Source organism: Streptomyces sp. NPDC048516, from assembly GCF_043199875.1.
Taxonomy (GTDB): Bacteria; Actinomycetota; Actinomycetes; order Streptomycetales; family Streptomycetaceae; genus Streptomyces.
On the sequence record NZ_JBICWS010000008.1, the window covers coordinates 221,554 to 244,135 of the forward strand.

The following is a 22,582-nucleotide window of genomic DNA, read 5'->3' on the forward strand; positions in this document are numbered from 1 at the left end:
GTGCGGGCCGGCCGGATGAGGGCAACGGCACCCGCCGCCGGGTGCGTCACTTCCGCTGCAGTACCTCGCCCGCGGTGACCCGGCGCAGGGCGGCCGCCAGGTCCTGTCCGGAGGGCATGGCGTCCGGGGTGAGCAGCGACTGGACCATCAGGCCGGTGAGCAGGGCCTGGTAGAAGGAGCCGACGATGCGTGCCGCCTCCGGGTCGACCTCGGTGTCCGGCACCCCCTCGAAGACCGCGACAAGCCCCTCGCTGCCCTCCGGAAGCACCTCGCCGATCGCCTCGCGCAGTGCCGCGTCGCGCGGCAGCAGCCCCAGCACCTCGACCTGCGCGGCGATGAACTCCCGTTCCGCGCCGATCCGTTGCAAGAACGCGTCCCAGACCGCGGCGAACCGCTCCAGCGGATCCGCGTCCGCCTTCTCCGCGCCGTCGTCGGTGGCCGGCGCCTGTACCACGCTGGCGCCCCACTCCTCGCTGGACGCGATGAACGCCTGACGCATCAGGGCGTCCTTGGAACCGTAGTGGTATCCGATGGAGGCGAGGTTGGCGCCGGACGCGGCCACGATGTCGCGGGCGGTGGTGCGCGCGTACCCCTTCTCCAGGAGGCAGCGCTTGGCACCCTCCAGAAGGTCTTCACGGTGTCCCATGGGAGCAGCCTATCGCCGCGCATACGCTCGTACCAGACGCCCGTATTAAACGCGCGTACATCTGCCAGGACGGGGTGCCGCGGGCGGTGCCCTCACGTCCGCGGGTTGCGGCACTCCCTGCCGCTAGCCGCCAGAAGTGTCGCCGGGGTTCGGGGTGCCCGAGCCCGGAAGCTGCGTATCGCCGGAGCCGGACATCCCGCCGGGGTCCGAGGGGCCGCCGGGGTGGGCCGTACCCGGCCGGGCCATCCCGTAGTGGCGGTAGAGCTCGTCCTCTTCGGAGGGGTCGAGATGGCCGTCGGCGTCGATCCGCGGCGCGGCCTTGATGGTCTCCTTGGCGTGCGGAACATACAGATCATCGGCGGTCCGACGGGCGCCGGCGAGCGGGATGAACGTCTCCTTCATCCCGAACAGCCCGGTGCGCACCGTGATCCACTCGGGGTCGTTGGTGGCGTCGTCCCGGTAGACCTGCTGGACCTTGCCCACCTTCGCGCCGTCCGCATCGACCACATGCAGCCCGGTCAGGCTCCGGGGGGCGTCGTCCAGGGGAGCATTCATGGCGTTCCCTCCTTCCGCACGCACCGGCGGGGGCACGCACACTCCCCATTGCGCGACGCCGCCCCCGTGGACGCAACCGGGCCCGGACCCCGCCGCAGCGGGGTCCGGGCCCGGACACGTTGGCCTGCGAGGACCTGCGGGTCAGCCGCCGAGGTTCACCGCGCGCACGGAGGTCGCGCCGATCTCCTCGGCGATCTCGGTGAGCACGTTCGGGGGAATCGTGTCATCGACGGTCAGCGCGACCAGCGCCTCGCCGCCGACATCGGCCCGGGACACCTGCATCCCGCCGATGTTGATGCCCGCCTCGCCCAGGATCCGGCCGACGGTGCCGACGACACCGGGGCGGTCGCTGTAGCGCATGAAGGCCATGTGGTCCGCGAGCGACAGGTCGATCGAGTGCTCGCCGACCGCGACGATCTTCTGCGTGTTCTTGTGGCCCGACAGCGTGCCGGAGATCGACACCTCGTCGCCGCCCGCCAGGGTGCCGCGCACGGTCACCACATTGCGGTGCTCGGGCGACTCGCTGCTGGTCGTCAGCCGCACCTCCACGCCGCGCTCCTGCGCGAACAGCGGGGCGTTGACGTAGGACACCGTCTCGTCGACGACATCCTCGAACACGCCCTTGAGCGCGGAGAGTTCCAGCACCTTGACATCGTGCTGGGTGATCTCGCCGTACACCTCGACGTCCAGGCGCATCGCGACCTCGCCGGCCAGCGCGGTGAAGATCCGGCCCAGGCGCTCGGCCAGCGGCAGGCCCGGCTTGACGTCCTCGGCGATCACGCCGCCCTGGACGTTGACCGCGTCCGGGACCAGCTCGCCGGCCAGCGCCAGCCGCACCGACTTGGCGACCGAGATCCCGGCCTTCTCCTGCGCCTCACCCGTCGAGGCACCGAGGTGCGGGGTGGCGACGACCTGGTCGAACTCGAAGAGCGGCGAGTCGGTGCAGGGCTCGGTCGCGTAGACGTCGAGGCCCGCGCCGGCCACCCGGCCCTCCTTCAGCGCGGTGGCCAGCGCCGCCTCGTCGACGATCCCGCCACGGGCGGCGTTGACGATCCGGACGGACGGCTTGACCTTGTGCAGCGCCTCGTCGCCGATGAGACCGACGGTCTCGGGCGTCTTGGGGAGGTGGACGGTGATGAAGTCCGCGACCTCCAGCAGCTCGTCCAGGCTCAGCAGCTTGACGCCCATCTGCGCGGCACGGGCCGGCTGGACGTAGGGGTCGTAGGCGACGACCTTCATACCGAACGCCGACATCCGCTGGGCGACCAGGACGCCGATCCGGCCGAGGCCGACCACGCCGAGGGTCTTCTCGCTGAGCTCGACACCGGTGTACTTGCTGCGCTTCCACTCGCCGTTCTTCAGGGCGGTGTTGGCCTGCGGGATGTTGCGGGCCGTGGCCACCAGCAGACCGCAGGCGAGCTCGGCGGCGGTGACGATGTTGGAGGTCGGGGCGTTGACGACCATCACGCCGGCCTTGGTGGCGGCGGAGACGTCGACATTGTCCAGGCCCACGCCCGCGCGGGCGACGACCCTGAGCTTCCTGGCGGCGGCGATGGCCTCGGCGTCGATCTTCGTCGCGCTGCGCACGAGGACGGCGTCGACATCGGCGATGGCGGGCAGCAGCTCGGCGCGGTCCGCGCCGTTGCAGTGCCGGATCTCGAAGTCCGGACCGAGGGCGTCGACGGTGGCGGGCGACAGCTCTTCGGCGATCAGTACGACTGGTTTCGGGCTCACGTGCTCTTCAGTCCTCACTAGTCCTGGGGGTACCTCCCACGCCCTCAAGGCTGTGGGGGAGGGCGGCCGTCCCGACGGCCGAAGGCGGTGAAGGGGGAAAGCCGCGTGGAAGACGCACGACGCTGTGAGCCTGACGCGCTTGTGGTTGGCAAGTGTAGTGGCGTTGGGGGGCGTGTCCTGTGCCGGTCCGTAAGGATCACCCGTGCGTGGTTCCACACGGTGGACAAGGCGCTCCGGCGGCCGGGCTCATGGACGAGGGGGCCGCGAGCTGTTCCGCGGCCCCCTGTCCGATCGGCTTACGCCTCGTCGTCCACCCAGCTCATCAGCTTGCGCAGCTGCTTGCCGGTGGTCTCCAGGAGGTGGTCCTCGTCGGCCTTCTTGTACTCGTTGTACTTCGGCAGACCGGCGTTGTACTCCGCCATCCAGTTGTTGGCGAAGGTGCCGTCCTGGATCTCGGCGAGCACCTTCTTCATCTCGGCCTTGGTGTTCTCGTTGATGATCCGCGGGCCGGTGATGTAGTCGCCCCACTCGGCGGTCTCGGAGACCGACCAGCGCATCTTCTCCAGGCCGCCCTCGTACATCAGGTCCACGATCAGCTTCAGCTCGTGGAGGCACTCGAAGTACGCGATCTCGGGCTGGTAGCCCGCCTCGACCAGGGTCTCGAAGCCGGCCTTCACCAGCGCCGAGGCGCCACCGCACAGGACGGCCTGCTCACCGAACAGGTCGGTCTCGGTCTCCTCGGTGAAGGTGGTCTTGATGACACCGGCGCGGGTGCCGCCGATGCCCTTGGCGTAGGAGAGCGCGAGCGCGAAGGCGTTGCCGCTCGCGTCCTGCTCGACGCCCGCGATGCACGGGACGCCGCGGCCTTCCTCGTACTGGCGGCGGACGAGGTGGCCCGGGCCCTTGGGGGCGACGAGGGCGACGTCCACGCCGGCCGGGGGCTGGATGAAGCCGTAACGGATGTTCAGGCCGTGGCCGAAGAACAGCGCGTCGCCGTCCTTGAGGTGGCCCTTGATGGACTCCTCGTAGACCTTGGCCTGGATCGGGTCCGGCACCAGGATCATGATGACGTCGGCCTCGGCGGCCGCCTCCGCGGGGGTCACCACGCGCAGGCCCTGCTCCTCGGCCTTGGCCTTGGACTTGGAGCCCTCGTGCAGACCGACGCGCACGTCGACACCCGAGTCGCGCAGGGACAGCGCGTGGGCGTGGCCCTGGCTCCCGTAGCCGATGACCGCGACCTTGCGGTTCTGGATGATGGACAGGTCGGCATCGTCGTCGTAGAACAGCTCGGCCACTTCGGGTATCTCCTTGGATCTAGCGGGGTGCCCACACAGTACGTCGGGCGGGGTGAGGAAAGTCGGTGGGTCTCGCCATACGGTCCGGTCGGGCCGCAGGGTCAGGCCGAACGGTCCAGTGCGCGCAGCGAGCGGTCGGTGATGGACCGGGCGCCGCGGCCTATGGCGATGGTGCCGGACTGCACCAGTTCCTTGATGCCGAACGGCTCCAGCATCTTGAGCATCGCCTCCAGCTTTTCGCTGGACCCGGTGGCCTCGATCGTGACGGCCTCGGGCGAGACGTCCACGGTCTTGGCGCGGAAGAGCTGGACGATCTCGACGATCTGCGAGCGCGTCTCATTGTCGGCGCGGACCTTCACCAGGACCAGTTCGCGCTGGACCGCGGCGCCCGGCTCAAGCTCGACGATCTTCAGGACGTTGACGAGCTTGTTGAGCTGCTTGGTGACCTGCTCCAGCGGCAGCGACTCGACGCTGACCACGATGGTGATGCGGGAGATGTCGGGGTGCTCGGTGACCCCGACCGCGAGCGAGTCGATGTTGAAGCCGCGGCGGGAGAACAGCGCGGCGATCCTGGCGAGGATGCCGGGGGTGTTCTCCACCAGGACGGAGAGCGTGTGCTTGGACATGGTCTTCTCTCTTCTTCCGTGCGTCCGTGACGTCCTGGGCTCAGTCGTCTTCGTTGTCGCCGAAGTCGGGACGCACGCCCCGGGCGGCCATGACCTCGTCGTTGGAGGTGCCGGCGGCGACCATCGGCCACACCTGGGCGTCCTCGTGCACGATGAAGTCGATCACGACCGGGCGGTCGTTGATGGCATTGGCCTTGGCGATGACCGCGTCCAGCTCGGCCGGGTCCTCACAGCGCATCGCCACACACCCCATCGCCTCGGACAGCTTCACGAAGTCCGGGATACGGGTGCCGGCGCTCGGCTGCTTGCCGTCGGCCTCGGGGCCGGAGTGGAGCACGGTGTTGGAGTAGCGCTGGTTGTAGAAGAGGGTCTGCCACTGGCGGACCATGCCCAGCGCCCCGTTGTTGATGATCGCGACCTTGATCGGGATGTTGTTCAGCGCGCAGGTGACCAGCTCCTGGTTGGTCATCTGGAAGCAGCCGTCGCCGTCGATCGCCCAGACGGTGCGGTCCGGCTGCCCGGCCTTGGCGCCCATCGCGGCGGGGACGGCGTAGCCCATCGTCCCGGCGCCGCCGGAGTTCAGCCACGTCGAGGGCTGTTCGTAGCCGATGAAGTGGGCGGCCCACATCTGGTGCTGGCCGACGCCCGCGGCGTAGATGGTGTCGGCGGGGGCGAGCTGCCCGATCCGCTCGATGACCTGCTGCGGGGAGAGGCTGCCGTCCTCGGGCAGGTCGTAGCCGAGCGGGTAGGTCTCCCGCCAGCGGTTGAGGTCCTTCCACCAGGCGGTGTAGTCGCCCTTGTGGCCGGCGTCGTGCTCGGCCTGGACGGCGACGATCAGGTCGGCGATGACCTCGCGGGCATCGCCGACGATCGGCACGTCCGCGGCACGATTCTTGCCGATCTCCGCCGGGTCGATGTCCGCGTGGACGACCTTGGCGTACGGCGCGAAGGAGTCCAGCTTGCCGGTGACGCGGTCGTCGAAGCGGGCGCCGAGGGTGATCAGCAGGTCCGACTTCTGCAGCGCGGTGACGGCGGTGACCGCACCGTGCATACCGGGCATGCCGACATGCTGCGGGTGGCTGTCGGGGAAGGCGCCCAGGGCCATCAGGGTGGTGGTGACGGGGGCGCCGGTCAGCTCGGCGAGCACCTTCAGCTCGGCGGTGGCGCCGGCCTTCATCACGCCGCCGCCGACGTAGAGCACCGGGCGCTTGGACTCGGCGATCAGCCGGGCCGCCTCGCGGATCTGCTTGGCGTGCGGCTTGGTCACCGGGCGGTAGCCGGGGAGCTCGGTGTGCGGCGGCCAGACGAAGGTGGTCTGCGCCTGGAGGGCGTCCTTGGCGATGTCGACCAGGACCGGGCCCGGGCGGCCGGTGGCCGCGATGTGGAACGCCTCGGCGATCGTCCGGGGGATCTCGGCGGGGTCGGTGACCAGGAAGTTGTGCTTGGTGATCGGCATCGTGATGCCGCAGATGTCCGCTTCCTGGAAGGCGTCCGTGCCGATCGCCTTGGACGCGACCTGGCCGGTGATCGCCACCATCGGGACGGAGTCCATGTGGGCGTCGGCGATCGGGGTGACGAGGTTGGTGGCACCCGGGCCCGAGGTCGCCATGCACACCCCGACCTTGCCGGTGGCCTGGGCGTAGCCGGTGGCCGCGTGACCGGCGCCCTGCTCGTGGCGCACCAGGACGTGCCGGACCTTCGAGGAGTCCATCATCGGGTCGTACGCAGGAAGGATCGCACCGCCGGGGATGCCGAACACGGTGTCGGCCCCGACCTCCTCGAGCGAACGGATCAGGGACTGCGCACCCGTGACGTGCTCGACGGCGGCGGGCTGCTGCGGTCCGCCGGAGTGACGGGCCCGCGGCTGCGGATGGTGGGCCCCGGAGGCCTGCTCGGTCATCTGCGTCTCTTCTCGAAGCTGAGGGTTTTGACGGGATATGTGAGGTTGCTATGCAACAAAAAACCCCCCGTGCCAGGTGGCAAGCGAGGGGAGCGCGTCGGTGTGCGAGTCGGGTTTCGTCAGTGACCCGGCTTCAGCCGACGCGCTTTCCAAGTACGAGAATTCGGGTGCGCATGGCACAGACCCTCCCCCCGCCGTGCACCGAGTGTCAAGTGGGTGGGACGGAGGTCTCACTATTTGAGCGCAATGGCGGATGCATGAGCGAATCCGGACCCGCCGGCCCGCCACGCCGGACGGGCAGCCCGCTGCCGGTGAGCACCACCGCCCGGCTCTGGCCCGGCAGGTCCGGCACCGGGTAGTGGGCGTGCGTCAGGGACCGCCGCAGCCGGTGCTCGTCGAGCGGTCCGGAGAATGCCATGCCCATGCCGTGCGTGCAGCCCATGGAGCGCAGCGCGAGGACCTGCTCGGGCAGGTCGACGCCGTCGGCGACGGACTGCATGCCCAGGTCTCCGGCGATCCGCAGCAGCCCCGCGGTGATCTTGTGCAGCCGGGCGGACTCCACCACTCCGTCGACCAGCCCGCGGTCCAGCCGCAGGACGTCCACCGGAAGCCGGCGCAGCGCGCTGATGGCCGCATATCCGCTGCCGAAGCCGTCGAGGGCGATCCGTACGCCGAGGCGGCGCAGCGCGACCAGCCGGCGCTCCAGGTCGTCGAGCGGGATGCGGGAATCGCTGTCGGACAGTTCCAGGACCAGCGCGCGCGAGGGCAGGCCGTGCCGGGTGAGCAGCGACTCGACGCCCTTGGGGGACAGTGCGTGGTCCAGCAGCCGGCGGGCGGAGAGCCGGACCGCGACCGGGACCGGGTAGCCCGCTCGGTGGCGCGCCGCGGCCTGCTCGACGGCCGCCTCCAGCTGCCACCGGTCCAACTCCGCGGTGCGCTCGCCGTCGTCGGTGAAGCGGCCGCGGTCACCGACCCGCAGGAATTCGGCGGGGGTGAAGAGGATGCCCTGGGCTGAGCGCCAGCGGGCGTGCGCCGCGACCGCGGTGACCCGGCCGCCGGCCAGCTCCACCACCGGCTGGTGCAGCAGCGTGAACGCCCCGTCGTGCAGGGCCGTACGCAGCTTGGTGGCGAGCTCGGCACGGTGTGCCACCTCGCTCTGCATCTGGGGTGCGTAGAGCTCCACCCGGCCCTTGCCGGCCTGCTTGGCGCGGTACATCGCCAGGTCGGCGTTGCGCAGCAGGCCCGCGGGGCTCACCCCGGGGTCGGCGAAGGCGACGCCGATGCTGGCCGCCACCCGGACGTCCCGGCCGTCGATGCGGTAGGGCTCGGAGAGCTTGATGCGCAGCCGGTCGGCGATCTCGTGGATACGGAATTCGCGGGCGGCACGGTCGCGGGTGCCGTCCCCGGTGATCAGCGCGGCGAACTCGTCGCCGCCCAGGCGCGCCGCTATGTCCCCGGAGCGCACCGAGTCACCCAGCCTGCGGGCGGCCTGCACCAGCAGTTCGTCGCCGGCCTGATGGCCGATGGTGTCGTTGACCTGCTTGAAACCGTCGAGGTCGATGTAGAGGACGGCGGTGTCGTGGTCGCTGGCCCGGCGGCCGATGACGGCCTGGGTGACGCGCTCGGTGAACAGTGCGCGGTTGGGCAGGTCGGTGAGCGCGTCGTGGGAGGCGTTGTGCTGGAGCTGGGCCTGCAGCCGGACGCGTTCGGTGACATCGCGGGAGTTGAAGATCAGGCCGCCGTGGTGGCGGTTGACGGTGGATTCGACGTTCAGCCAGCCGTCGCCGCCGGAGCGCTGTTCGCCGGCCCGGAAGCGGCATTCGATACGGGTGGTCGGTTCGTCCTCGGGGGCGGCGGCGAGGAATCTGCGGACCTCGTGCACCACCCGTCCCAGGTCTTCGGGGTGGATCAGCGAGGCCAGCTCGGAGCCGACCAGTTCCTCGGCGTCGCGGCCGTAGACCCCGGCGGCGGCCGGGCTCACATAGCGCAGCACACCGGTCGGGGCGGCGATCATGATGACGTCGCTGGAGCCCTGCACCAGGGAGCGGAAGTGGTTCTCCTTCTGCGCCAGCTCCTGGGTGAGGGTGATGTTGTCGAGCAGCATGATGCCCTGGCGGACGACCAGCGCCAGCACCACCGTGCAGCCGGTGAAGAGCACCACGCGGTCGATGCGGCGCCCGTCGAGGACGTTGGTGAGGATGCCGAGCGTGCAGACGGCGGCGGCGAGATACGGGGTCAGCGCGGCGAGCGAGCCGGCGATGGGGCGGCTGCCGTGCGGCTGGACCCGGCGGGCGGCGGGCTTGACGTCCTCCTCGGGGCACTCCTCGCCCGCGCGGCGGGCCACCCAGGGTGCGTACGCGAGCAGCATCGAGCCGGCGAACCAGCCGGCGTCCAGGATCTGTCCGGAGCGGTAGTGCTCGCGCAGCAGCGGCGAGCTGAACAGGGCATCGCACAGCACCGTCAGCGCCAGCGCCGCGACAGCGGTGTTGATGGCCGAGCGGTGCACCGAGGAGCGCCGGAAGTGCAGCGCGAGCACCATGCTCACCAGCACGATGTCCAGCAGCGGGTAGGCCAGCGACAGCGCGCTCTGCGCCACGCTGCGGCCCTGGAAGTGGGCGGTGTGGGCGAGCGCGAGGCTCCATGAGAGAGTGACCAGCGATCCCGCGATCAGCCAGGAGTCGAGACCCAGACATACCCAGCCGGCCCTGGTCACGGGCCTCTTGGCGAGCACCAGCAGGCCGACGATGGCCGGTGGCGCGAACAGCAGGAAGCAGAAGTCGGCCAGGCAGGGACTGGGGACCGTGGTGCCCTGGATGACCTCGTACCAACCCCATACGCCGTTGCCGAGTCCGGCCATGGCGGACGAGGCGGCGAACAGCATCCATGCCGGGCGGAACCGGCTGCGGCGCTTGCGGGCGTACAGGCCGCAGGAGAAGGCCGCCAGGAACGCCGCGAAGCTGAGGCCGAAGTCCCCCATGAACGCGGCGACTTCGGGTGACCCCCAGCCGAAGGCGGCGCCGACGGCATAGCCGCCGCAGAGCACGGCGAGGACGATCTGCGGCACCACGCCCGGTGGTTTGCCGGCCGGTGCCGGTGGCCGCGAGAGCATCGCCCCGAGGGCGCTCACCGGACTCTTCCCCTCATCCGTGCCGGGCGTCGCGAGCGGTGCGCCTGCGGACCTCGCAGCATTCCCGTGGGCGGTCGTGGATCGCGCTTCTCGCGAATCATCCATCGGCTGTACATCGCCCGTCGCCCCCCTCGAGTTCCGGATCTTTCGCATCGCGCCGTGTCCTTCCCGGCGTCGTCCCCGCTCGGGACGATACACCAGTTCCGTCACTCAGGGACATAGCGTCTCTACGGAGCGTGACTGTCAGCGAATGACGAACACGCTTTGCAGTCGTACGGCCTCGTACTGCTACGCGCAAGCGGTCAGTCGGCGGTGGCGACCACGTTCCGCAGGGGCTCGCCGGCCGCGAAAAGCGTCAACTGATCGCGCAGCAGCCGCTTCGCACGGGGCAGGAAAGCAGAGCTGGGGCCACCGACGTGTGGAGTGATGAGTACGCCCGGAGCGTGCCACAGCGGATGCCCGGGGGGCAGGGGTTCCGGATCGGTGACATCGAGTGCGGCGCGCAGCCGTCCGGATTCCAGTTCGGCGAGCAGCGCCTCGGTGTCGACGATCCCGCCGCGCGCGATGTTCACGAGCAGCGCGCCGTCCTTCATCCGCGCCAGGAAATCGGGTCCTACCAGGCCACGCGTGGTATCGGTGAGCGGAGTCGCCAGCACGACCACGTCCGCATCGGGCAGGAGGGCGGACAGGTCGGAGAGTGGATGCACAGGACCGCGCACAGTGTCACGCGCGGTGCGCGCGACGCGCATCACCCGCGCACAATCAAAAGGTGTGAGCCGGTCCTCGATGGCACTGCCGATCGAACCATAGCCCACAATGAGGACCGACTTGTCGGCGAGCGCCGGCCGGAAGCCGTGCCGCCACTCCCCCGCGTCCTGGCCCCTCACGAAGCCCGGGACATCGCGCAGTGCGGCGAGGATCAGGGTGAGCGCCAGCTCGGCGGTGCTGGCGTCGTGCAGCCCCCGGGCGTTGCACAGTTGGGCTCCGGACGGCATCCACTCCAGCCCCGGGAGCATGTTCTCGACGCCGGCGGTGAGGGTCTGCACCACCCGTACGCGGCTCATCCGGGCCAGCGGGCTCAGGCTGGTCTCCGTGTCCTTCATGTAGGGGACGGCGTAGAAGGCGCAGCAGGCCGGGTCGGCCGGGTAGTCGGGGCCGGCGTCCCAGTGGACGTAGCGGAGACCGCCAGGGAGACCGTCGATCTCGTCGGGCGGGATCGGGAGCCATACGTCATGCGCATCGGTGCGCTGGTCTGCGGTTGCCATGGCCGCAGGCTATGCGAAGAGACCTTCCGTTCAGACGTTAGTTTGGTCTGGCCCTTGATCGGGGGCGAGGGGACGGAGGCACAGCCAGGTGGAGCGCAGGACAATCGGTGCGGCGGCTCTCGACGTGGGCGCCATCGGGCTCGGCTGTATGCCGATGAGCTGGGGGTACACCGAGTCGCAGCGCAGCTTGGACAGCTCGCTGCGGGCCGTGCACACCGCGCTGGACCGGGGGTGCAGCCTGCTGGACACCGCAGATATGTACGGCCCGTTCACCAACGAGCTGCTGGTGGGGCGGGTGCTCAAGGAGCGGCGGGCGGAGGCGTTCGTCTCGACGAAGTGCGGGCTGCTGGTGGGCGAGCAGCACATCGTCGCCAATGGGCGGCCCGGCTACGTCAAGCGCGCCTGCGACGCCTCGCTGCGGCGGCTGCAGACCGACCGTATCGATCTCTACCAGCTGCACCGGGCCGATCCCGAGGTGCCCGTCGAGGAGACCTGGGGAGCGATGGCGGAGCTGGTGGCGGCGGGGAAGGTGCGGTCGCTGGGGCTGTGTGCGGTGGGCGCGCAGGCGGTACGGCCGTCCCGCGCGGCCCGTACGGAGCGCCGCCCGGCGAGTGGCGGGGCGCGCCCCCGCTCCCGGATGCACGACGGCACGCTGGCCCAACTGGAACGTATCCAGCAGGTGTTCCCCGTCAGCAGCGTGCAGGCGGAGCTGTCGGTGTGGTCGCCGGAGGCGTTGGAGGAACTGCTGCCGTGGTGTGAGTCGCGGGGGGTCGGTTTCCTCGCGGCGATGCCGCTGGGGAACGGCTATCTGACCGGCACCCTCACCCCGGGGCAGGGCTTCGAACGGGAGGACATACGGGCCCGCCACCCCCGCTTCACGGCCGAGATGATGGCCGCGAACCAGCCGGTGGTGGCGGGGCTGCGGCGGGTCGGCGCCCGGTACGGCGCCACGCCGGGGCAGGTGGCGCTGGCGTGGGTGCTGGCGCAGGGCCGGCATGTGGTGCCGGTGCCGGGCACGAAGAAGGAACGCTGGGCCGCGCAGAACGCCAAGGCCGCGCAGCTGACACTGACCCGCGAGGACCTGGCGGAGATCGCCGAACTGCCACCGGCGCGCGGGTCCTGGTACTGAGGGGCTTGGCACTGACGCGTCCTGGTGACGACAGGTCCCGGTGACGACGGGTGCTGGTGACGACGGGTGCTGGTGACGACGGGTCCCGGTGACGACGGGCCTTGGTGACGACGGGTCCTGGTACTGAGCGGGACGTCCCTGGGCCGGGAGAGCGGCACGGCGCGGAGGCCGCGCGTGTCCCGCTCGCGGCACGGCCGCCCCGGCCGGATCATGGCAGGTGGGAGTGGTGCGGGAACGGACATCGCGCGGCGCGGCGAGGCCACGGTGTGGTGTTCTGGTCCACTCCACGTCTGCCGACGAGAGGACCTCTGCCGTGCAACGCCGTTTCCAGACCGCCGTGTTGGCCGCCGCTTCGCTGCTCCTGGCAGCGGGCTGCACGTCCGGCGGCGCGCAGCCCCGGGGCGGGGGGAGCTCCGCCCCGGCCGAGAACCGTGGCGGAGCCGCCTCGCCGAGCGCCACCGCGTCGTCGGCCGCGCCGCCCGCCAAGGGCGCGGTGCAGGTGACCGGCACCCTGGCCACCGGGCTGAAGTCGCCGTGGGGCGTGGCGGTGCTGCCGGGCGGGGATCTGCTGGTCTCCTCCCGTGACACCGGAAAGATCTTCCGGGTCGCGGCGCACGGCGGGAAGATCACCGAGCTGGGATCGGTGCCGGGGGTGGATCCCGGGGGTGAGGGCGGGCTGCTGGGGATCGCGGTGTCGTCGACGTTCGGTGCGGACCACCAGGTGTACGCGTACTTCACCACCGCGTCCGACAACCGCATCGCCCGCATGATCTACGACGAGAAGCGCCCCCAGGGCAATCAGCTGGGCGCGCCCGACACGATCTTCAAGGGGATCCCCAAGGGCCAGATCCACAACGGCGGCCGGATCGCGTTCGGCCCGGACAAGATGCTCTACGCCGGCACCGGTGAGACCGGGGACACCGGGCTGGCGCAGGACAAGCAGTCCCTGGGCGGCAAGATCCTCCGGATGACGCCGGACGGACAGCCGGCACACGGCAACCCGGAAGCGGATTCGGTGGTGTACGACTACGGCCACCGCAATGTGCAGGGTCTGGCCTGGGACGACGACAAGCGTCTGTGGGCCTCGGAGTTCGGCCAGAACACCTGGGACGAGCTCAATCTGATCGAGCCGGGCAGGAACTACGGCTGGCCCGAGGTCGAGGGCAAGGGCAAGGCCAGGGGCGGGACCGCGGGCACCGTGTTCACGGACCCCGTCGAGGTGTGGAAGACCGCGGACGCCTCGCCCAGCGGTATCGCCTACGCCAAGGGATCGATCTGGATGGCCTCTCTGCGCGGCGAACGGCTGTGGCGGATCCCGCTGAACGGGACGAAGCCGGTGGCGGCTCCGCAGGCTTTTCTGGAAGGCACCTACGGCCGCCTGCGGACCGTCGTGGCGGCCGATGACGGGGCGTTGTGGCTGGTCACCAGCAACACGGACGGACGGGGCACACCGCACAAGGGCGACGACCGGATTCTCCGCCTCAAGGTGAGCTGACCGGGCTGATCCCCTTTCCGGATGGCCTGCCTACACTCGGGGGCAGGGGACGGGTGCGTGTCAACCGACGAGGGGGCAGGGCACCATGTTCAACATCGCCGAAGAACTGTTCGCACCGGGGCGCAAGCACACCGACGAGGAGCGGCAGAAGATGTCGCTCGTCGTCGATGACGTGGGTGACGGTGACCCCGGCAAGGGCCCGGTCGATCTCTCCTCGGGGACCGTCGTCGTCAGGGCGCCCCGGCAGCGGCCGGGCGGGGAGCCCGGCCGGGAGCGGGACCGGAAGCGGGAGCGGCCCTGAGGGAGCCGGTCCGGTCGGACCGCCCGATGCCGCAGGGGGTGCGCTCCTCGGGCTCAGGAGACTCGGTCGATGCCCTCGACGAACATCTGGAACAGCAGCCGTGACCACTTGGTGCCCAGGGCCAGGCTGAAATCTCCCCGCCCGTCCACCAGATCGCGGTTCCCCTGCTCGTCCCGGTCGTACTGCCGCGGATTCTCCTGCTTGATCCCGACATACCCCTCCAGCATCCCCTCGCCCTTCTTGGCCTGCGGCATGCCGCCGTGGAGGTTCCTGAGGGACTGCGGTGCGCGGCCCTTGCTGTCCCCGGCGACGGCCATGTGGTCCGGATGGAACAGCAGCTCGTGCGCGCCGGGCTTCAGCGTGAACTTCATCAGCACCTGTGTGGCGGGTTTCTTGTAGTAGGTGCGGGCCTGTTCCTCGTCGCCGAGGTGATGGCCGATCGGCAGGACGCCGTCCTTCGGGTTACCGGGGTCGCGTGCGGTCTTCTTCGTCTCGCCATATGTCTTGTTGAACGCGCCCCCGAGGGTCTTCTCCCCCTGATTGTCCATGATCCAGTCGTTCATGGCGGAGATCTTCTCGGCCGGCGTATGGCCCTCCCCGCCCCACCACTCCTCGATGTCCTCGGCCTCCGTTGCCTCCATCGCCCGGAACAACTCGAGCCGTCCCATCCCGTTCAGCTCGGTCTCGGACTTCCCGGCACACATATTGGCCAGCTCCTTGATGAGCTTGGGCCCGATATCGAGGAGGATCGCGTCCCCGGTGCGGCCCTTCGACGTCTTGGCAGGCGCCTTCACGGGCTTCTTGTCCGCCGCCCGCTCCTGCCAGTACTGGTCGGTGAGGTGGTCCTGGACGTTCCGCTGCACCATCGGCGTGACCGCCGGCCGCTCACGCGCCGCCGCGCGCTGTACCTGTGGCCCGGCCGGGACCGGGCCCGACATCACCCGGCGCGCGGTGGCCTCGGCTTCGCGCTCGAACCGGTCCGAAGGGTCCGAGACACGCAGCCCCGCCCCGTTGTCGGTTCCGGCGACGGGACCCTGACGCTGCTGGACCACGTGGGTGAGCTCATGGGCCAGGGTGTGCTTGTCGTTACCGCCCGCCCCGATCACCACATGGCTGCCGGAGGTGTAGGCGCGGGCGCCGACCTCGGCGGCGGAGGCCTTGGCCGCACTGTCGTCATGGATACGCACGTCGGAGAAGTCCGCGCCGAGCCGGGCCTCCATATCGCTGCGGGTCGCCTCGTCCAGGGGCCGGCCGCCGGCACGCAGGGTGTCGTGGACGGCAGACCGCTGCACGGCGGGCTGCTCGGTCCGGTGTCCGCAATCAGCGTGGTGCTGGTGTGGTTCAGGCTCGGCCCAGGAATGTCCGGCCTGGCGGAGCATCTGCACGACGGCGGCATTTCCGGCGCCGGCCTGCCGGGCGAGTGGGCCGCGCAGCGGTGCCGATGGGGTGGCCACGGGCTTGTCGGCTGGAGTACGGACGTGGGCAGGCCCGGTCGTTGGGGCCCTCTCGTGATCCTGCATGGGAATCCTTCGTCTGGCGCGCGACGTGTCGACTTTCCTGGATACACAGCGGATGCAGCCGGATGCCAGGTACGCGCGGGCAGAGTGGACCCTCCACAAGGGCAGCCCGACCCCGCCGACGGCTGCCCGTTCGGACGGGACCGCCCGGGGCGGTCGCGGCCGGTGCCGGCCCGGCGTGGCCCGGGCCCGCCGTGCCGGTCAGGAGGACACGGCAGATCCCGGGCCGGGTGCCGGCTCCCCGAACAGGCGCAGACGGTGCGCCACCGCGCCCGCCTCGCCGCGGCCCGAGACGCCCAGCTTGGCGAGGATGTTGGAGACATGGACGCTGGCGGTCTTCGGGGAGATGAACAGGGCGTCGGCTATCTGGCGGTTGCTGCGCCCCTCGGCGACCAGGCGCAGTACCTCGCGTTCGCGCGGGGTCAGGCCGAGGGATTCGGCGGGGACGGCGCCGGCGGGTGACGGGTCCACGGCCGCCGCAGGGGCGGCACCGGACGCCGGCTCCGTCGCGGCCGCCGGCTGCAGGCCGGGCAGGGGGACGCGGGCCCGCTGGGCGAGGAGGGCGAGTTCTTCGGCAAGCGGGCGGGCGCCCATCGTCGCGGCGGCGGTGTGCGCCTGGTTGAGCAGGAGCACGGCGGCCTCGCGCGGGGTACGGCCGTGCAGTCCGAGGGTGGCCCGCTCGCTGCCGTGGAGGAGGGATTCCGCCCAGCGGTAGCAGGCCCGGGCGAGCTCGTGCGGGCGTTCCAGGGGCTCGAAGGCGGCGACCGCCTCCGCCCAGGAGTCGGGGGTTTCGCGGCCTTCGGCGCGGCGGAGTTCGGCGTCGAGCGCGAGGCCGTGGGCCGCCCAGACCGGGCAGAGCCGGGGCAGCTTCTTCGCGGCCTCCCGGATGCGGGCGAGGACCGCGGCCCGGCCCGGCTCGGCGGCGGGAAGTCCGCGGGCGTCCGCTTCGGCGGTGGCGGCCGACCAGAGCAACGGCCAGGCGTAGCGCTGGGTGCCGGGCGGGAAGCCGGCGTCCAGGGCCTGCTGGAGGATGCTGCGGGCATCGAGGAGGCGGCCCTGGTGGGCGGCGATCCGCAGGGCGTGCCGCGCCATGACCAGGACATTCTGCGGCTGCGGGTCGTGGGTGCCGTAGTGCTCCTGGGCGACGGCCAGTTCGCGTGCGGCGGCGGCGAAGTCTCCCCCGTTCAGCGCGAGGTCGGTGTGGCGGCTGGCGGCCAGCGCGATGGTCCGGGGGTTCTGGGCGAGGCGGCGGGCATCGGCGACGGCCCGGCCCGCTTCCTCCCAGCGGCCCAGCGACTGCAGGGATTCGGCGCGGTTGCCCAGGACCCAGCTGGTGCTGTCCTTGAGGCCGTAGCGGGTGGTGAGTTCGACGCCCTGCTCGGTGACCTCGACGGCTTCACGGGAGCGGCCGACGCCTTCCAGGGCGGACGGGAAGTTGATGTGGCCGCGGGCGATGACGGCGAAGTAACCGCGGTCGACGGCGCGGCCGAGGCTGGTGCGGAAGTCGTCGAGGCCCGCGTCGACCTCCCCGGAGTCGACCCGCAGCCCCGCCAGGGTCAGCCGGGAGTTGAGCTCGGCCTCTTCATCGCCGACCAACTGGGCCAGTTCCACGGCGCGTTCGGCCGTCGCGAAGCTGCCGGGTCCCGGGTCGTGCAGGATCGCCCAGCTGGCGACGGCGGCCAGCACCTCGGCGTGCACGGAGGACGGCGGCAGGCCGCGCATCAGCTCCTGTGCGGCACCCAGGTCCTCCCAGCCGTTGCCGCGGCCGGTGCCCTGGCAGAGCCGGGAGCGCTGCACCAAGAACCACGCCGTACGAAGGGGGTCCCCGCTGCTCGCACCGTGTGGAGAGCTCGGGGAAGGGTCGCTCTCGCCGCGCAGTGACCGCAGGGCGCGCTTGACGATCGTGAAGGCGCGTTCGTTGTCGCCGGAGAGCCGGGCGGCCACCGCGATCTCGGCGAGCAGGTCGAGGAAGCGCAGGGCGTCGCCGTCGTGGCAGCCGCAGGCCGGGTACGCCTCGGCGTAGTCGACCGGGCGCACCCCCTGGCGGACCTCGGTGGGCGCGTCGTCCCACAGTTCCAGGGCGCGCTCCAGCAGCCGCAGTTGTTCGGCGTAGGCATGGCGGCGGCGGGCCTGGACGGAGGCGGCGAGGACGGCGGGCAGCGCCTTGGCGGCGTCATGGGACTTGTACCAGTAGCTGGCCAGCCGGGCGGCGCAGACATCGGCGCGGACCAGTGCGGGGTTGGCTTCCAGCGCCTCGGCGTAGCGGCGGTTGAGGCGGGTGCGCTCGCCGGGCAGCAGATCGTCCACGACTGCCTCGCGGACGAGGGCGTGCCGGAAGCGGTAGCCCGTGCCGTCCCGGGTGGGCACCAGGGTGTTGCTGCCGACGGCGGACCGCAGCGCCTCGATGAGGTCGTCCTCGGGCATCCGGCAGACGGCGGAGAGGAGTTCGTGTTCGACCGTGGAGCCGCCCTCCGCGGCCGTGCGCACCACTCGCTGGGCGTCCTCGGGAAGCGCCTCGACGCGCACCAGCAGCAGATCACGCAGGGGGTCGCTGAGGCCGTACAGCGCGCCGTCGGCGAGGCTGCGGGCCAGCTCCTCGACGAAGAAGGCATTGCCCTCGGAGCGCTTGAAGACCCGGTCGACGGTGTCCTCTTCGGGAGCGCTGCCGTGGATCCCGGCGATCTGGGAGCGGACCTCCTCGCGGTTGAAGCGGGCGAGTTCGACGCGGCGGACCGTGCGCATCCGGTCGATCTCGGCGAGGAAGGGCCGCAAGGGGTGGCGGCGGTGGATGTCGTCCGAGCGGTACGTCGCCACCAGGAGGACCCCCGCGTCGTGCAGGGAGCGCAGGAGGTAGGCGAGCAGTTCGCGGGTGGAGCGGTCGGCCCAGTGGAGGTCCTCGACGACGATGACGAGGGTGCGGTGGGCGGCAAGCCGCTCCAGGAGGCGGGCGGTCAGCTCGAAGAGGCGGGCGCGGCCGATCTCCTCGTCGTGTGCCTCGCCCGGGGTCTCCCCCAATTCGGGCAGGATGCGGGAGAGTTCGCCCTCCTGCCCGGCGACGGCGGCGGCCAGCTCGTCGCGCAGATGCCAGTTGAGGGTGTGCAGGATCGAGGAGAACGGCGCGAAGGGCAGGCCTTCGGAGCCGATCTCGATGCAGCCGCCGCAGGCGACGAGCGCGCCGGCGGCGCGGGCCGACTCGCAGAACTCCTCGATGAGACGGGTCTTGCCGACCCCGGCCTCACCGCCGATCAGCAGGGCCTGGGGCTCGCCGGACGCCGTGCTGCGGGCGAGCGCGTCCCCCAGCGCGGCGAGTTCGGCCGCACGGCCGATGAACACGGGACTGACGGGCCTGGTCTCCACGCCGGTGAGCATCGCACAGGGGTCTGACATTCCGGCAGGGGGCTCCGGTACGCGAAACGCCCGGCCCGGTGCGGAAGGCACCTGGGGCCGGGCGGACGGCTGGGGGCCGGGCGGCGGGGCCGGCACCTGAGGCGTCATGTGAGCGGCGCGGTCAGGCGGCGGCGCGGCGGAGCCGCAGCCACCTGCTCCGTGTACGCACCCGCCCTCCGGGTTCGTCCGTCCCGGAACGGGCGGCGCCACGGGGCCCGTTCTGCGGGGCCTCGGTCGCCTGGCGCGCCAGGCGCTGCCGGTCGGCCTCGCGGCGCAGCTCCTCGTGACGGATCCGGATCTCCAGCTCGGAGCGGTACATGGTGTGTCTCCCCTGACGGCGGTGAGGTGGTCACTCGACGGCTTGTCGATGTGCTCAAGCCTCGTCGCCCAGGGGGGTCCGCCACATCGGGAGAGTTCCCGATCTTCGGCCCCGGGCGGTGCTCAGAAACCCGCGGTATCGCCCGGTGGTTCCTTAGGCACCGCCCGTGGCACCCGTACGGTGCTCAGAAAGCGGCCCGGATGTCCTTACGGAGTCACGGAGTCACGGGGTTACGGAGCCGCGGGTCCGGCGCCGCCCGCGGGGGCCTTGGGAACGGTCGGCATGCTCCCGAACAGGTCGAGGTACATGCCCGCGGAGATCAGGATCCCCAGCACGCCGAGCGCCAGCCCGCCCCAGGCGACGGCCCGCACCCAGGTGGGGCGGTGCCGGGTGGTGGTCACCACCACCGTGGCGGCGATCACGGCGAGCAGCGCGAAGAAGCCGTTGACCAGGGCGTTGGTGTGCCAGGAGGCGCCGTAGACGGCGGAGATCTGGTCGGCGGCCTGGGCCTTGCCCGACTGGACCTTGATCTGGCCCATCAGGTTCGCGCGCTCGGCCAGCGTGGTGCCGAGCCAGGTGCCGGTGACGGACGCGAGGCCCAGCCCCGCGGCGACGACGGCACCGGCGCCGGCGGCGATCGAGGTGGTGGACCCGGCAGTGTGCGGGCCGTGGTCGAAGGTGTCGACGCCGTCGTCCGCTTCGAGGTCACCGGCCTCGTCCTGCGCGGCGAGGGCGGCGTTGTCATCGACCTGCTCATCGGCCTTGGCGGCGGCCTTTCCGGCCGCCTCCGCCTCGGTGGTCTCCGGGATCGCAGCAGTCTCCTTGGCCCCCTGCGCCGGCACGGTCTTCTCGTCGTCGGTTCGGTTCTCGGTCGTCCTGGTCGTTCCCATGGGCGCGACCGTAGGTGCCGCGTCTGAGAGTGAGATGAGAATGGCGGCGGCCGGCGGGCGGCAGACGGCGACACGCCGTCCGCGGGGCGCCGCGAGGGGGCGTCCGGCGCCGGGTCCTACACCCCCACCAGCGGTTTCTCCCCGCCCTGCGGCCCGGGCAGCCCCGCCACCGCGCCCGGCTCCGGCGGCGGCTCGATGCTGATCCGGGGCAGCCACCGGTCGAGCCAGGACGGCAGCCACCAGTTGGCGCCGCCCAGCATGTGCATCAGGGCGGGCACCAGCAGCGTACGGAGCACAAAGGCGTCCAGGGCGACGGCGCAGGCCAGGCCGATGCCGAACATCGCGATGGTCCGGTCCCCGCTGAGGATGAAGGCCGCGAACACCGCGATCATGATGACCGCCGCCGAGTTGATCACCCGGCTGGTCTCGGCGAGGCCGACCCGTACCGCCCGGCAGTTGTTCCGGGTCAGCTGCCACTCCTCGTACATCCGGGAGACCAGGAACACCTGGTAGTCCATGGACAGACCGAAGAGCACCGACACCATGATGACCGGCAGGAACGGTTCGATCGGGCCGGCGCTGCCCAGTCCCAGCAGCTCGCTGCCCCAGCCCCACTGGAAGACCGCGACGACGATCCCGAAGGACGAGGCGACGGCCGCGAGATTCATCAGCGCGGCCTTGAGCGGGATGCCGATGCTGCGGAAGGCGAGCAGCAGCAGGAGCGAGCCGAGCGCGATGACCACGCCGATGAAGAGCGGCAGCTTGCCGACGATGACGGCGGCGAAGTCGTCGTAGCTCGCGGTGATACCGCCGACCCGCACCCGCAGCGCGCTCGCGCCCTCGGCCGCGGGCAGCACGTCGCCGCGCAGGCGTTCCACCAGGTCGGAGGTCTGCCGGGACTGCGGTGCGGTGGTGGGGACGACGGTGATCACGCCGGTGCTGTGGCTGCCGTCGAACTCGGGAGCGCTGACCTGGGCGATGCCGGGTGTCTCCCGCAGCCGCTGCGGCAGCTTGTCGAAGGCGACCCGGTCCCCCGCGCCGTCCAGGGTGCCGACGAGCGTCAGCGGCCCGTTGAATCCGGGCCCGAAGCCGCTCCCGCGGCCGCCGCCGGACGCGCCGCCCGCCAGCAGGTCGTAGGCCTTGCGGGTGGTCGAGGTGGCCGGGTTGTTGCCCTGGTCGGAGGTGCCCAGATGCAGTCCGAGGGTCGGCAGGGCGAGGACGGCCATGAGGGCCGCCGCGGCCACCCCCAGCAGCTTGGGGTGCCGCTCGACGAAGGCGGACCAGCGGGCCGCGATACCGGCGGGCCGCTCGCGCCGGGGCCCGTGCTCGGCCAGCCGCCGGCGCTCGCGGCGGCTGAGCGCCCGCATCCCGATCAGTCCGAGCAACGCCGGCAGCAGGGTGACGGACGCGGCCACGGTCAGGACGACGGTGAGCGAGGCGGCGAGGGCGACTCCGTTGAGGAAGCTCAGCCGCAATATCAGCATGCCCAGCAGCGCGATACAGACGGTGGCCCCGGCGAAGACGACCGCGCGCCCGGACACCGAGACGGCGCGGACGGCGGCCTCGCCGACCGGCAGGCCCGCGCGCAGGCCCTTGCGGTGCCGGGTGACGATGAACAGCGCGTAGTCGATCCCGACGCCGAGGCCGATCAGCATGCCGAGCATCGGGGCGAAGTCGGCGACGGTCATCGCATGGCTGAGCAGGGTGATGCCGGCCGAGGCGGTGCCGACGGCGGCCAGCGCGGTGACGATCGGCAGGAAGGTCGCGGCGAGCGACCCGAAGGCGAGGAAGAGCACCACGGCCGCGGCGCCGAGCCCGATGATCTCCGCGAGCTGGGCGCGCGGCGCCTCGGTCAGCGCGATCCCCGCGCCGCCCAGCTCGACCTGGAGGCCGTTGCCGGAGGCGGCCCGGGCGGTGTCGACGACCTTGCGGACCTGTGCGGGGTCCAGGTCGTCGGTGGCGCGGTCGAAGAGCACGGAGGCGTAGGCGGTGTGCCCGTCCCTGCTGATCTGCTGCGCGCCCCGGCCGCCGGACGGGCCCGCGCCGGGCCCTCCGTAGGGGCCGTGCACCTCGGCGACGCCGGGCAGCTCGGCGACCTTCTCCAGGGTGTGCGTCATCGTCGTGCGGACCGTGGCGGCCCGCACCGTGGTGGAGTCCGTGTGCCACACGAGGGTGTCGCTGTCCCCTGACTGCCCGGGGAAGGCCCGGTCCAGCAGGGCGGAGGCCCGCCCGGATTCGGTGCCGGGCACCTCGTAGTTGTTCGAGTACGCGGACCCCACCGCCGCCGCGGCGGCCGCGACCCCCGCGAACGCGGCCAGCCAGAGCACGATCACCACGATGCGGCGCCTGAGACACCACCGAGCCAGAGCGGTCACGGACCTCGTCTGCTTCCCGGG

At 71.5% G+C, this 22,582-nt stretch carries 16 protein-coding genes; 3 read left to right on the top strand and 13 right to left on the bottom strand.

Going from position 1 to position 22,582, the window contains the following annotated elements; all coding sequences use genetic code 11:
* Window positions 1–46: 46 nt before the first annotated feature.
* The 8 genes from ACGFR7_RS18415 to ACGFR7_RS18450 form a co-directional block, all read right to left on the bottom strand.
* Window positions 47–646, bottom strand: a complete 600-nt coding sequence (locus ACGFR7_RS18415) for a TetR/AcrR family transcriptional regulator (protein ID WP_393319871.1) — start codon at window positions 644–646, stop codon at window positions 47–49.
* Between the two features lie 123 nt (window positions 647–769).
* A complete protein-coding gene (locus tag ACGFR7_RS18420; protein WP_393319874.1) occupies window positions 770–1,201 on the bottom strand; it encodes a PRC-barrel domain-containing protein in 432 nt (143 codons plus the stop codon).
* A 141-nt stretch (window positions 1,202–1,342) separates the two neighbouring features.
* Window positions 1,343–2,935, bottom strand: coding sequence for a phosphoglycerate dehydrogenase (gene serA, locus ACGFR7_RS18425; protein ID WP_393319877.1), 1,593 nt, complete (start codon window positions 2,933–2,935; stop codon window positions 1,343–1,345).
* Between the two features lie 296 nt (window positions 2,936–3,231).
* Entirely contained in the window at window positions 3,232–4,230 is a 999-nt protein-coding gene (ilvC, locus tag ACGFR7_RS18430; protein ID WP_393319880.1) for a ketol-acid reductoisomerase, read from the bottom strand.
* Window positions 4,231–4,331: 101 nt separating this feature from the next.
* Window positions 4,332–4,856, bottom strand: coding sequence for an acetolactate synthase small subunit (gene ilvN / locus ACGFR7_RS18435; RefSeq protein ID WP_350254180.1), 525 nt, complete (start codon window positions 4,854–4,856; stop codon window positions 4,332–4,334).
* Between the two features lie 40 nt (window positions 4,857–4,896).
* Entirely contained in the window at window positions 4,897–6,756 is a 1,860-nt protein-coding gene (locus tag ACGFR7_RS18440) for an acetolactate synthase large subunit (protein WP_393319882.1), read from the bottom strand.
* 208 nt (window positions 6,757–6,964) lie between these two features.
* Window positions 6,965–9,883, bottom strand: a complete 2,919-nt coding sequence (locus tag ACGFR7_RS18445) for a putative bifunctional diguanylate cyclase/phosphodiesterase (protein WP_393319885.1) — start codon at window positions 9,881–9,883, stop codon at window positions 6,965–6,967.
* 302 nt (window positions 9,884–10,185) lie between these two features.
* Window positions 10,186–11,148, bottom strand: coding sequence for a 2-hydroxyacid dehydrogenase (locus tag ACGFR7_RS18450; RefSeq protein ID WP_393319888.1), 963 nt, complete (start codon window positions 11,146–11,148; stop codon window positions 10,186–10,188).
* Window positions 11,149–11,236: 88 nt separating this feature from the next.
* Between ACGFR7_RS18450 and ACGFR7_RS18455 the strand changes: the two genes are divergently transcribed.
* The 3 genes from ACGFR7_RS18455 to ACGFR7_RS18465 all read left to right on the top strand — a co-directional run bounded on the left by ACGFR7_RS18455 (window position 11,237) and on the right by ACGFR7_RS18465 (window position 14,073).
* A complete protein-coding gene (locus ACGFR7_RS18455) occupies window positions 11,237–12,277 on the top strand; it encodes an aldo/keto reductase (protein WP_393319891.1) in 1,041 nt (346 codons plus the stop codon).
* A 313-nt stretch (window positions 12,278–12,590) separates the two neighbouring features.
* Window positions 12,591–13,772, top strand: a complete 1,182-nt coding sequence (locus ACGFR7_RS18460; protein ID WP_393319893.1) for a PQQ-dependent sugar dehydrogenase — start codon at window positions 12,591–12,593, stop codon at window positions 13,770–13,772.
* Window positions 13,773–13,857: 85 nt separating this feature from the next.
* Complete coding sequence (locus tag ACGFR7_RS18465; RefSeq protein WP_393319896.1) at window positions 13,858–14,073, top strand: DUF6191 domain-containing protein; 216 nt, start codon at window positions 13,858–13,860, stop codon at window positions 14,071–14,073.
* A 53-nt stretch (window positions 14,074–14,126) separates the two neighbouring features.
* On the opposite strand, the gene ACGFR7_RS18470 is transcribed toward ACGFR7_RS18465, so the two are convergent.
* From ACGFR7_RS18470 to ACGFR7_RS18490, 5 genes are all read right to left on the bottom strand, one after another.
* Window positions 14,127–15,527 (bottom strand): DUF4157 domain-containing protein, encoded by a 1,401-nt coding sequence (locus ACGFR7_RS18470; protein WP_393319898.1) that lies wholly within the window; start codon window positions 15,525–15,527, stop codon window positions 14,127–14,129.
* A gap of 264 nt (window positions 15,528–15,791) precedes the next feature.
* The gene (locus tag ACGFR7_RS18475; RefSeq protein ID WP_393320184.1) at window positions 15,792–18,959 is read right to left on the bottom strand and encodes an AAA family ATPase; all 3,168 of its coding nucleotides are present in this window, start codon (window positions 18,957–18,959) and stop codon (window positions 15,792–15,794) included.
* Between the two features lie 139 nt (window positions 18,960–19,098).
* The gene (locus tag ACGFR7_RS18480) at window positions 19,099–19,296 is read right to left on the bottom strand and encodes a hypothetical protein (protein WP_393319901.1); all 198 of its coding nucleotides are present in this window, start codon (window positions 19,294–19,296) and stop codon (window positions 19,099–19,101) included.
* Window positions 19,297–19,526: 230 nt separating this feature from the next.
* The gene (locus ACGFR7_RS18485; protein ID WP_393319904.1) at window positions 19,527–20,186 is read right to left on the bottom strand and encodes a hypothetical protein; all 660 of its coding nucleotides are present in this window, start codon (window positions 20,184–20,186) and stop codon (window positions 19,527–19,529) included.
* 116 nt (window positions 20,187–20,302) lie between these two features.
* Entirely contained in the window at window positions 20,303–22,561 is a 2,259-nt protein-coding gene (locus ACGFR7_RS18490; protein ID WP_393319906.1) for an MMPL family transporter, read from the bottom strand.
* Between the last annotated feature and the right edge of the window lie 21 nt (window positions 22,562–22,582).

Excerpts from the sequence above, each read along its gene's own strand:
- ACGFR7_RS18415 (WP_393319871.1), bottom strand. The coding sequence starts at position 646 with ATGGGACACCGTGAAGACCTTCTGGAGGGTGCCAAGCGCTGCCTCCTG.
- ACGFR7_RS18420 (WP_393319874.1), bottom strand. The coding sequence starts at position 1,201 with ATGAATGCTCCCCTGGACGACGCCCCCCGGAGCCTGACCGGGCTGCAT.
- ilvN (WP_350254180.1), bottom strand. The coding sequence starts at position 4,856 with ATGTCCAAGCACACGCTCTCCGTCCTGGTGGAGAACACCCCCGGCATC.
- ACGFR7_RS18440 (WP_393319882.1), bottom strand. The coding sequence starts at position 6,756 with ATGACCGAGCAGGCCTCCGGGGCCCACCATCCGCAGCCGCGGGCCCGT.
- ACGFR7_RS18450 (WP_393319888.1), bottom strand. The coding sequence starts at position 11,148 with ATGGCAACCGCAGACCAGCGCACCGATGCGCATGACGTATGGCTCCCG.
- ACGFR7_RS18465 (WP_393319896.1), top strand. The coding sequence starts at position 13,858 with ATGTTCAACATCGCCGAAGAACTGTTCGCACCGGGGCGCAAGCACACC.
- ACGFR7_RS18475 (WP_393320184.1), bottom strand. The coding sequence starts at position 18,959 with ATGCTCACCGGCGTGGAGACCAGGCCCGTCAGTCCCGTGTTCATCGGC.
- ACGFR7_RS18480 (WP_393319901.1), bottom strand. The coding sequence starts at position 19,296 with ATGTACCGCTCCGAGCTGGAGATCCGGATCCGTCACGAGGAGCTGCGC.
- ACGFR7_RS18485 (WP_393319904.1), bottom strand. The coding sequence starts at position 20,186 with ATGGGAACGACCAGGACGACCGAGAACCGAACCGACGACGAGAAGACC.